Origin of the sequence: uncultured Veillonella sp. (assembly GCF_905209685.1) — a bacterium.
Taxonomy (GTDB): domain Bacteria; phylum Bacillota; class Negativicutes; order Veillonellales; family Veillonellaceae; genus Veillonella.
This window is the reverse complement of record NZ_CAJLUB010000057.1, coordinates 1-10,843: the sequence shown is the minus strand read 5'-3', so window position 1 is coordinate 10,843 and position 10,843 is coordinate 1. Positions and strand designations below refer to the sequence as shown.

The window sequence follows — 10,843 nt, the reverse complement described above, 5'->3', positions numbered from 1 at the left end:
ACTTGATGGGCATTTACCGTGCTATCACAAAAGACAGCTATGAAGCTATCGAAGACATGTATGCAGGTAAAGGTTATGGCGTATTCAAATCCGATATTGCAGACCTATTAGTGGCAACTCTTGAGCCAATCCAACAACGTTACAATGAATTGATTACAAGCCCTGAACTTGATGTAATTCTTGATGAAGGTGCTGCTAAAGCTCATGCTAAAGCAAGTCAAATGTACCGTAAAGTTGAGCAAGCTATGGGCTTGTGCCGTAAATAAAATCATATAGTAGACTTTCAATTTGTGAGGTAAGCCATGACGAAACAAGAGGCAATGGAACGCTTTTCATCAGGTGCCGTACAACAGAGCTTAGAAATACATCGCGGGATTCAGTGGACTGGACGCATCGTCGGTCTATTGGTGTGCGTGTTAATTGTAAAATATTTGCCGTCTGATTGGGCTGAGCGTATATTGTATTATCTGTTGCTACTTCTTATATTGTGGACCCTTCATAGATTAGGTGAAAGTCAAGCTTTTATCTGTGAAAAGGGCCTCGTGTTAAAACGTAGGCCTTTTTCTTTTATAGAATACTTTCACAGTCTCTTTCATGGGGATGAATATTTTGTCTTTGTCGATTATGAGCATATTATTGGATTTACCGAAGGGTGGCGTGAATTGCAGGCCATGAATGGTCATGGTGGCATTTATGTAATCCCCTTAGATCTTGCGCAGGTAGGGTATAAAGATAAAATGGCCATGATTGAGGCTATTCATAAGCATTCAGAGCTTTAAAGTATGGGGTTATACAAACGCTTTACTCTTATAATAGATTGTATATAACATTAGAAAACTAAGAAAATTTAAAAATTCATCAAATTAACTATTTACAACTTTAACGAACTAAAGTATAATACAATCATCGGGTGTAGAGGTGAGTTCTGTACAGCATATAATAGCAAGTAGTTAAAGGTGTAACACACCGTGGAGGATAGTTATGAATTGGAAAAAAATGATGGCCGTTGGCCTTGCAGCAGTATCTATGATGGTATTTGTAACGGGTTGTGGTAGCGATACTAAAACTGCTAATACAGAATTACCTAAAAAAATCGTTATCGGCTTAGATGATAGCTTCCCTCCAATGGGCTTTAAAGATGATAAAGGCGAAATCGTAGGTTTAGATATCGATATGGCTAAAGAAGCAGCTAAACGCGCTGGTATGGAGGTAGAGTTCAAAGCTATCGACTGGTCCAGTAAAGAAGCCGAGTTGAAATCTAAAAAAATCGACGCTTTATGGAATGGCTTAACAGTATCTCCTGAACGTGAGAAAAATATTTTGTTCTCCAATCCATACATGAAGGATAAACAATACATCGTTGTTCGTAATGATGATGACTCCATCAAATCCAAAGCTGATTTAGCAGGTAAAGTAGTAGGTGTTCAACAAGCTAGTACTGGTGAATCTGCATTACAAAATGATCCAAGCGGTAAAACTGTGAAAGAAACTAAATCCTATGCTGATTTCGTAAGTGCTTTCATGGATCTTGGTATTGGTCGTGTTGATGCAGTTATCGCTGATGGTGTTATCGCTCGTTACCTCATGACAAAAGAACCTGGTAAATACAAAATCGTAGAAGGTACTGATTACGGTGTTGATAACTTCGCTGTTGGCTTCCGTAAAGATGACACTGCATTACGTGACAAAATCAATGGTATCTTAGCTGAAATGAAAAAAGATGGTACTGCTGATAAAATCGTTGAAAAATGGTTGGGCTCTAGCGCAGACCTAGATAAGAGCGATGCTAAATAGTACAATTCGTGATATACTAATAGTACTATGGTCAGTATGTACAACAGATAATTAAAGAACGAAATGTACACTAGAGAAGAGGCCAGATGCCTCTTCTCTAGTCGTGTTTTGAAGGAGTATTCCATGTTAGATTATTTATTGCAGATTATCCCAACCATCGCTGATGGTTTAAAGGTAACCGTATCGCTATTCTGTATTGTATGGATTTTATCCATCCCTGGCGGTATCTTACTTGCTTTGGTACGTCTATCAAAATTTACAGTGCTCGACAAAATTGTTGAAGCCTTCGTATATTTGATGCGCGGCACACCATTAATGTTACAAATTTTATTCGTATATTATGCATTGCCTATCATTACAGATGGAGCAGTCCAAATGGATGATGCTACAGCTGCAGTACTTACATTCGTGTTGAACTACGCAGCGTATTTATGTGAAATTTTCCGTGGTGGTATTCAATCCATTTCTCGTGGTCAGTACGAAGGGGCAAAGGTTCTTGGTTTTACTTATGCTCAAACAATGCGTAAAATCATCTTGCCACAAATGTTTAAACGCGTATTGCCTCCGCTTGCGAACGAAACAATTAACTTGTTGAAAGATACGTCTCTTGTATACGTATTGGCTATGAATGATATCTTGCGTATTACAAAATCTATCGTACAACGTGACTTTGATATCTCTGCCTTCTTAGTGGCAGCTTTGTTCTACTTGATCTTTACCTTTATTTTGACAAATATCTTCAACTACTTAGAAAGACGATTTGCTGTATATGAAGATTAATCTATTCTGTAGTAGTGTGTCGTAGATATGGACTTAGTTGTTTTTAAGGACTATAGCCGATTTGAAATTACAGCTATTTATTTATACGACGATGTAAGAGGTACTTATGACATTTGTAAATATGGAGCGTATTGAAAAACGCTTTAACAATCAAACTGTATTGCGCGATGTATCGCTCAAAATGGATAGAGGGGAAATCGTTTCTATCATCGGCCCATCTGGGTCTGGTAAATCTACATTTTTACGCTGCTTAGGTCAATTGGAAACCATTGATGGTGGTTCTATTACTGTAGATGGTACTGTCCTTGCTAGTACAGATGCTAATGGCACTGTAAACTATGCTAGCCAAGAAACACAACATGACTTATTATTACGCATGGGCATGGTATTCCAATCTTTCAATTTATTCCCTCATATGACGGTGCTTGATAACATTATGATCGCGCCGCGCATGGTAAAAGGTATGAAAGATGATGAAATTTTACCGATTGCAGAGCGATTACTTAATAAAGTTGGCTTATGGGAAAAGCGCGATATGTATCCATCCCGTTTGTCTGGCGGTCAACAACAACGCGTGGCCATCGCTCGCGCATTGGCGATGAATCCTGAAATCATGCTCTTTGATGAGCCTACATCTGCCCTTGACCCAGAATTAACTGGTGAGGTTCTTAAGACTATTAAACAGTTGGCTGATGATCATATGACGATGATTATCGTAACTCATGAAATGAACTTTGCTCGTGAAGTATCTGATCGTGTCATCTTTATGGCGGATGGTGTTATCCAAGAGGAAGGTACACCAGAACAAATTTTCAACAATCCACAGAACGATAGAACGAAAGCGTTCTTGGAGAACATGTTATAGGAGGTCTTATGAAGTTACGTTTTATTGCTGCTACGTTAGCTGTCATGGCTATGAGCACGACCTCTATTATGGCAGAAGGCTTGCAAGGCACACCTGGAACTCCGATGGCAATCGTAGATTCCCAAAAAGACTCTGCCTCTATTTTGCCAGATCAGTATAAATCGTATGCGACTACGATGAACACAGTAGTTAAGGACTATAAAAATGGCTATACCTTTACGATTCCATGGCGTGTAGCCGATGGTGTTAAGCTAGATATGGATGTGCGTAGTGAAAGTGAGCATATTCAAGGCTATTCTTTCAACCTAGCAGGTCCAACACAAGATGATTCCTATACTGTGTCTTTCACAAAACGCAATAATACACCGCAAGACGGGGTATCTCAAAAGGAATGGAATACGACTTGGTATGGTGTGCCAATCAAGGGCATGTCTGATGAAGAGTACTTGAGCATCTGGCGTCAGCATAGTAATGTCTTTGAAAATAACGATATCGTTGGGGGCTTCTTTAACAAGAAAGGGGCTATATCAGCACGTTGGGATAAGACAACACCAAAATCGTATGCTGAAATGACATCTACAGAGCCTGTTCAATCTGTATTTGAAGCGGAATTCATCATGGATAAGGATCCAACGCATCGCTACAATTTGGCGAGCACCTATGCTCCTATTCAAGGGGAATTTATGGAACAAGGCTTGATGGAACATACAATTCCATCCTTTGAATTACTAAATAAGTCTGGTTCTAGTACAATCAAAGGTGTTAAGCAGTTTATCTCTGGCACAAGTGATATCAGCGTAGCTGAAGGTATTAAATTTGCCTATCCAAAAGGTTTTACCCGTCTAAATGAAAAGGGTAAAATTGCTTTCGCTAAGCATAATGTGCGCCTTGATATTGAATCCTTTACAATCCCCGTACAAGCGGTTAGCACAGGCATGCCTACAATGATGGGCAAACAAATGCTAGGTGATTATTACCTTAAACAATTGGTTGAGGTGAATAAGGCAACCATTACTCGTTATGAAACACATATTATCGATGGTAATGTAATGTTCTACTTGGCAGGTCATATGAAGAATCCTAATACGGCTGATACATCTGCAGCTGCACCAGTATCCTTTGCCGCTACTATTATCTTAGGTAATGAAGGCAATGTAGCCGTGGCTCGTATGATTGGCCCAGCAGGAACTAGCCTTAGCACACCGGAGCTCATCGATGTGCTGGATGGATTCAAATTGACTACTACATTGAATACTAACCAATCATCACAAGTTTTATAATATACACATAATATTCTTTTATTTGTATAAATCTGTATAATTTGTGCTATAATAAAAGAAATCCTCTAGAAAAAGAGGAGTTTTCCTTGATGGTCTAGAATATAATACTATAGGCTAAACGATCTTTGATCATATCCCCTTTGAGGGATTAGAAATAGGAGGGGTTATTATGGTTACCTACAAAACTATTGTCGTACCTACTGATGGTTCTGAAAATGCTAAACGTGCGTTGGAACATGCTCTCGCTGTAGCGGACCGCAACCATGCTGAATTGATTATTGTTCACGTTGCAAATATCGTGTCTGCTATTTCCAATTTCGATCAAACACCAATTTCCGGTGGTTACGTATCTGAACAAATTGCAGAAGATATGGAAGAAACTGGTAAAGAAATTCTTAACGATGTAGTAAAAGAAATTCCTACAGGCGTAAAAGTTAAAAGCGTATTCGAAGTTGGTTCCCCTGGTCCTGCATTATTAGCAGTAGCTAAAAAATATAATGCTGACCTTATCGTAATGGGTAGCCGTGGCCTTGGCCCATTGAAAGGCTTATTCATGGGTAGCGTAAGTAGCTATGTAACTAGTCACTCCACTTGCCCTGTATTGATCATTAAATAATTCATATCCTGTACAGATATGATACAAAAAGAGACTTTGTTGTAACAAAGTCTCTTTTTTATAGCGTAAAAATGATATAATATTTGTATGTATGCCATTTAGGTTTACAAATAAGAACGAAATTAAGTTACATGAGAACAATAAATAAACATAGATAATGGTTTATAAAATGGGGGACTATATGAGCGACAAACAAGAATCATTGCTAAAGCTAGCAGAACTGTTTAAAATCCTGGGTGACCCTACACGCCTTAAAATAGTAGAATTATTATTAGAAAACGAAATGTGTGTAAATCACATTGCGGAAACAATGGGGATGGGACAATCTGCTATCTCTCATCAATTACGTGTATTGCGTCAAGCCCGTCTTGTGACCTATCGCAAGGATGGGAAAACTGCATACTACTCTCTAAACGATGATCACGTAGAAGGTCTCGTAAGAATGGGTATGGAACACGTATCTCATCAATAGTTATATATTCTTACTATATACTACTTGTCTAGTTTAACTAGGAATGTACAAAACATATATGATATATAACCTCTAACGATTTATACTATAAAAATATAAGAAAAGGAGCCGTTTATACGGCTCCTTTTTGTATAGGTATACTAGTATTAATATAAAGGGAAGAGGTAATAGGCTATCGTAATAAATAGTGGCATAGTTACTGCTGATAGTATGGTTGTACCCATTACAATTTGCGTAGCGTATTCTGGATTGTTTTTCATCTCGATAGCAATAAGGGCCATATTGATGGCTGTTGGTACGCTATAGGTGATGACAATCGTTTGCGCTGCAATCGGGTGCATAGGACCATAGAACATTATAAATAATATAGTAATAACTGCAGCAATGAGAGGACTTACGACGAGACGTAAGGATGTAGCGAGCATAACATCCGCCTTAAAGAAGTTTAATGGCGTTCTGTTAATCTGCACCCCTAAAGCGATCATAGCAACGCCTACAAAGGCATTAGCAAAGATTTTAAGAGGGGCAAAGAAGAATAGACCGTGTAAATCAAATGGTAAGAGCTGGCAAAGTAATGCAAGCGGTATAGCATATACCATAGGCATATGGAAGACTACGCTTAACGCATCTTTTGTGCTTAATCGCCCAGCGCCAGCTTGGTAGAAGCCATAGGTATTACTCGTAATGGTCTGTATAATCATAATAGATACGACGCTGACAAGACCTAAATCAGCATAGGGGGTTGCGCCATCGATGACGTAAGGCACATTAGTAAATACAAAGATGGCAAGGGCGATGCCCATATTGCCAACGTTGTTGAACATAACGCAGTTCTTTAATGTGGCGATTTTTGCTACATCATAACCTTGTATTTTGCCGACTACACCTGAAAGGATAGAGTTCAGTATGAGTACAACTAGTGCACAAAATACGATTTCTAACGTACCTGATGTAAATTTAGCTTCATACATAGCCCTAAATACAAAGGTAGGCAATAATATGTAGAAGTTTAGTTTACTCAGCGTATATAAATCTAGTTTAAATTTTCTATCCAATATAAACCCTACGCCTATCAGTATAAAAATAGGAATCATAGAGTTCATAAATATATGTCCTATTAGCTCGAATATATTCATTATCTCACCTAGAGTTTCTTATTAATTTAGTATGGATTTAATGTATAGTATTATCATACCATAGTATGTATTGTTCGGGGCTTAAAAGTTTTATCCATTATGATTTCTTATGGTATTCATCAGAAATATATATGCAAAATGTGAGTTTTTACATACATATTAATTAACAAATATATAGTATAATGTGAATATATTGTATATTTAGTTTGTTCTTTGAACGTGTCTCTACGGTGAGTAACCATAGCTTTCACAGTGTGGAGTCCAAAGGGATGCACAGGAGGAATTATGAAACGAATTCTATTAGTATTAATGAGCGTTTTCATGCTGGCCTTGTTAGTGGGGTGTGGTAGTGACACAAACAAAGCAGCAGATTCTGCTAAACCAAGCACATCTGAAAAGATTACTGTACAAGCGGCAGCGAGCTTGAAAGGTGCTCTTACTGAATTGGCAGAGTCCTACAAAAAGAGTCATAACTTATCAGACGACCAAATTGCTATTAACTTTGCTGGTTCTGGCACATTGCGCCAACAAATTGAACAAGGCGCACCAGCTAGCTTATTCATCTCTGCTGACGAAAAGAATATGAAAATGTTACAAGAGAAAGACCTTGTAAGTGATGTAAAACCATTTGTTACGAATGAACTCGTTCTCGTAGTCCCAAAAGGTCAACCTAAAGTTGAGTTAGATCAAATCGCTACAGTAAAACGCATTGTATTAGGTAACCCTGAAACAGTACCAGCTGGTAACTACGGTAAACAAGTATTAATAAAATTAGGCGTTTGGGAACAAGTAGAACCTAATGTAGTATACGCTAAAGACGTAAAAGCTGTAACGGCTTCCGTTAGCCAAGGTGCTGGTGATGCAGGCTTCATCTACAAAACTGATGCTATTGCGGCAGGCGATGCAGTTCAAATTTCTGCAGTAACACCTGCTGATTCTCATGATCCAGTTATCTATCCAATCGGTATCATTAAAAAATACGACAACGCATTGGCAAAAGACTTTTACCAATACGTAATGAGTCCAGAAGGCCAAAAAGTATTAGAGAAATACGGTTTCTCCACTTCTAAATAAGGGTAAAACGCTAGCTTTCAGGGCTAGCGTTTTCTTATGATACAATATAGATATTATTATGAATATGTTAGACATACATTTTTACATGCTATATGATGCAAATAAGTAAATCATTTTAAAACTAGATGTATTTTTATTATTACTGATTTTAGTCTTATTGATAGAAAGGGGGCGTACTATGAGTCCATTTTGGCTATCTCTGTGGGTGGCGAGCATTGCTCTTATCATCGTTATTGTTATAGGCTTAGGCGCTTGTTATTGGATGAACCGCTGTAAGTGGGGCGGTATGGCTATTTTAGATGCTCTAATTACGTTGCCTCTTGTGTTGCCACCTGTAGTTGTGGGCTTTGCTCTTCTCATGGTATTTACTCCAGGATATGCTTTTGGTGCGTGGCTCGAAGCTCACGGTATGAGTGTAGTTTTTGCCGCTTCTGGTGCAGTCGTTGCATCTTCAGTCATTGCATTCCCCCTATTTTATCAAACAGTGCGCTCTGCCTTGCAGTCCGTCGATCATAATATGGAGGATGTAGCGCGTACATTGGGCGCTTCAGAATTGCGTATATTCTTTACCATATCTGTGCCTCTTGCGTGGAAAGGTATTTTAACAGGTAGCATCTTGGCGTTCTGCCGTGCCATGGGGGAATTTGGTGCTACCATCTTAATCGCTGGTAATATTCCGAAGGTAACCCGTACTATGCCGTTAGCTATTTACTCCTACGTAGAGGCAGGGCAGTACATGGATGCCTTTGAGCTTGTTGTATATATTTGTGTACTTACATTGGCATTGTTGAGCGGCATTCACCTCATTACGAAGGGGTCCTTGTTCCGCCATACAGAGAATAACTAGGAGGTTCTATGATTACATTTTCCTTTACTGTAGCTAGACCTTCTGTGACTGTGAAAGCTGATGGGGTGCTTCCTTCTGGAATTACTGTTCTGACTGGTCAATCTGGTAGTGGTAAAAGTACCTTTATCAAATGTATTGCAGGGCTCGTAAAACCAACCACTGGTAGTATTCAATATGATGATACGACGTGGGTTGATCGAGGTAAAAAGATATGGGTGCCTGCTCAAAAACGGCAAGTAGGCTATATGCCGCAAGGCAATATTGTATTTCCTCATTTGTCTGTAGAACATAATATTACCTATAGCAAACGAGGCACCCCTGACATGTGTGATACATTGTTACAACGTTTGGGTTTGGAGAAATATCGTAATACCAAGGCTGGTAGCTTATCTGGTGGTGAGCAACAGCGGGTTGCACTAGGCCGTGCGCTCTACTCAAAACCGACTATTCTGCTCCTTGATGAGCCTTTATCTGCACTTGATTGGAACTTACGAAAACAAGTGCGTGAAGACCTCGTTTCCATCATTCGAGAATGGGATGTACCTTGCGTATGGGTGACACATGATGAAAGCGAAGTAGAAGCTGTAGGGGATAGACATTGGACCTGTGAAAACGGGCTCATTACGATATCTGAATAACTGTAAAATTTAAGATAATAAAAAACACCTTCATAATCCTACTAGTGGATTGTGAAGGTGTTTTCTTTTTAGATAGTTGATAGCAGTGTATTTAGCCTTATCTTTAGTATTGAATTAGTACGTTTATAATAGATGTTATTTGCTAATGTTACTTAATTTCTGTTGATGCATGCGCTGTTTTACTTATAAATCCCACAATAGCGGTAACGATAAATGCCATAGCAAAGGATGGTAGTGTAGCACCGATAGTGCTTTCACTATGTAACATATAGTGGTATAAGCCAACGGATACAGCCCAAATGAGACCTCTTACTAGATAAGCCGATAGTGTTTGTACTTGTTGATGATTGATAAAATAATCAGCTAATAGGATGGCAATCATTGGAGCAAATACAGATCCAATGAGGTATAGGAAGTCTGTAATATCATCCATTGGATATAGGATAGCCGCAATGGTGCCGACGATAGTTACGATAACGGCTACGCCTTTACTGGAGGCTCCGCTATAGATCGTCGTACTAGATACGCCTGCAGAGTAAGCGTCCATAAAGGTTGTAGTAACGGTAGAGAAGATAATAACGATAAGTCCTGCAAGGCCGAGGCCTGCGTTCATCATGATGGTAATGATGGAGTCGCCACCGCCAAAGATAGCGGCGCTAAGACCTAAGGTATACATAACAATACTTGTTACTGTGTAAACTGCAGCACTTGTTAGTGATGCGGAGAAAGGATTTTTACTTTCACGAGTATAATCGCTGATGAGAGGCAACCAAGATAATGGCATAGCAATAGATAGTTCAAGAGCTGCTATAAAACTCATATTTCCACTAGCTATAAGGCTACTTTCACTAGGCCATTGAGCTATCATGTGAGCGCCCATGTAGAGGGTGAGACCTAGCAATAGAACAGATACGATGGCTTGAATATAGCCTGTATTGTGGAGGCCGATGAAAAGCCATAGAATAACGAGAGCTCCGATGGCTGTGGTCCAAATCATAGGCGATAGGGGTGCTAGCTCTTGTAAGGCGAGCATCGCATCGTAGATCATGATGCTAGTCCATCCAATGAGTTGTAGCATATTTAAAAAGGCAAAGCCTTTAGCCCCTAGTCGGCCAAAGCTGAAAGCGGTAGTATTCATACTGCCTTGTCGCAAGCGTCCACCAATGAGGCCAGCTCCAAAGAGCAATATACCGCCGATGATATGCCCCAGTATGATGGCATATAAACCTTGGGTGAGCCCTAAGGGAGCCAGATAGGTTCCCGTCATAATCTCCGCTATGGATAGCGCGGCACCAAACCATATCATGGCGAACTGTGGTTGTGTAATGTGTGTGTCTTTCA

At 39.4% G+C, this 10,843-nt stretch carries 12 protein-coding genes and 1 pseudogene; 11 read left to right on the top strand and 2 right to left on the bottom strand.

Going from position 1 to position 10,843, the window contains the following annotated elements; genetic code table 11:
- The 8 genes and pseudogenes from QZ055_RS05550 to QZ055_RS05515 all read left to right on the top strand — a co-directional run.
- Positions 1-266, top strand: a pseudogene (locus tag QZ055_RS05550) (tryptophan--tRNA ligase); the annotation flags it as partial.
- A 36-nt stretch (positions 267-302) separates the two neighbouring features.
- Positions 303-779 carry a hypothetical protein gene (locus QZ055_RS05545; RefSeq protein ID WP_005387759.1) on the top strand — a complete coding sequence of 159 codons (477 nt, stop codon included), beginning with the start codon at positions 303-305 and terminating at the stop codon, positions 777-779.
- A gap of 202 nt (positions 780-981) precedes the next feature.
- On the top strand, positions 982-1,794 hold the full coding sequence (locus QZ055_RS05540) for an amino acid ABC transporter substrate-binding protein (protein ID WP_295825172.1): 813 nt from the start codon (positions 982-984) through the stop codon (positions 1,792-1,794).
- A gap of 123 nt (positions 1,795-1,917) precedes the next feature.
- Complete coding sequence (locus QZ055_RS05535) at positions 1,918-2,574, top strand: amino acid ABC transporter permease (protein ID WP_005387763.1); 657 nt, start codon at positions 1,918-1,920, stop codon at positions 2,572-2,574.
- 106 nt (positions 2,575-2,680) lie between these two features.
- Positions 2,681-3,439 (top strand): amino acid ABC transporter ATP-binding protein, encoded by a 759-nt coding sequence (locus tag QZ055_RS05530; RefSeq protein ID WP_005387765.1) that lies wholly within the window; start codon positions 2,681-2,683, stop codon positions 3,437-3,439.
- Between the two features lie 8 nt (positions 3,440-3,447).
- On the top strand, positions 3,448-4,719 hold the full coding sequence (locus QZ055_RS05525; RefSeq protein ID WP_227721396.1) for a hypothetical protein: 1,272 nt from the start codon (positions 3,448-3,450) through the stop codon (positions 4,717-4,719).
- Between the two features lie 169 nt (positions 4,720-4,888).
- On the top strand, positions 4,889-5,335 hold the full coding sequence (locus tag QZ055_RS05520; protein ID WP_060923852.1) for a universal stress protein: 447 nt from the start codon (positions 4,889-4,891) through the stop codon (positions 5,333-5,335).
- A gap of 181 nt (positions 5,336-5,516) precedes the next feature.
- Positions 5,517-5,807 carry a metalloregulator ArsR/SmtB family transcription factor gene (locus tag QZ055_RS05515; RefSeq protein WP_227721395.1) on the top strand — a complete coding sequence of 97 codons (291 nt, stop codon included), beginning with the start codon at positions 5,517-5,519 and terminating at the stop codon, positions 5,805-5,807.
- Positions 5,808-5,953: 146 nt separating this feature from the next.
- Here the strand turns inward: QZ055_RS05515 and QZ055_RS05510 are convergent, their stop codons facing one another.
- Positions 5,954-6,943 carry an AEC family transporter gene (locus tag QZ055_RS05510; protein ID WP_005387771.1) on the bottom strand — a complete coding sequence of 330 codons (990 nt, stop codon included), beginning with the start codon at positions 6,941-6,943 and terminating at the stop codon, positions 5,954-5,956.
- Positions 6,944-7,228: 285 nt separating this feature from the next.
- Between QZ055_RS05510 and modA the strand changes: the two genes are divergently transcribed.
- The 3 genes from modA to QZ055_RS05495 all read left to right on the top strand — a co-directional run bounded on the left by modA (position 7,229) and on the right by QZ055_RS05495 (position 9,502).
- Complete coding sequence (gene modA, locus QZ055_RS05505) at positions 7,229-8,017, top strand: molybdate ABC transporter substrate-binding protein (RefSeq protein ID WP_295825168.1); 789 nt, start codon at positions 7,229-7,231, stop codon at positions 8,015-8,017.
- Between the two features lie 178 nt (positions 8,018-8,195).
- On the top strand, positions 8,196-8,864 hold the full coding sequence (gene modB / locus QZ055_RS05500; protein ID WP_227721393.1) for a molybdate ABC transporter permease subunit: 669 nt from the start codon (positions 8,196-8,198) through the stop codon (positions 8,862-8,864).
- A gap of 8 nt (positions 8,865-8,872) precedes the next feature.
- A complete protein-coding gene (locus QZ055_RS05495; protein ID WP_227721392.1) occupies positions 8,873-9,502 on the top strand; it encodes an ATP-binding cassette domain-containing protein in 630 nt (209 codons plus the stop codon).
- 148 nt (positions 9,503-9,650) lie between these two features.
- Here QZ055_RS05495 and cytX read toward each other — a convergent pair.
- On the bottom strand, positions 9,651-10,843 hold a 1,193-nt coding region (cytX, locus tag QZ055_RS05490; RefSeq protein WP_295825166.1), incomplete at its 5' end, for a putative hydroxymethylpyrimidine transporter CytX.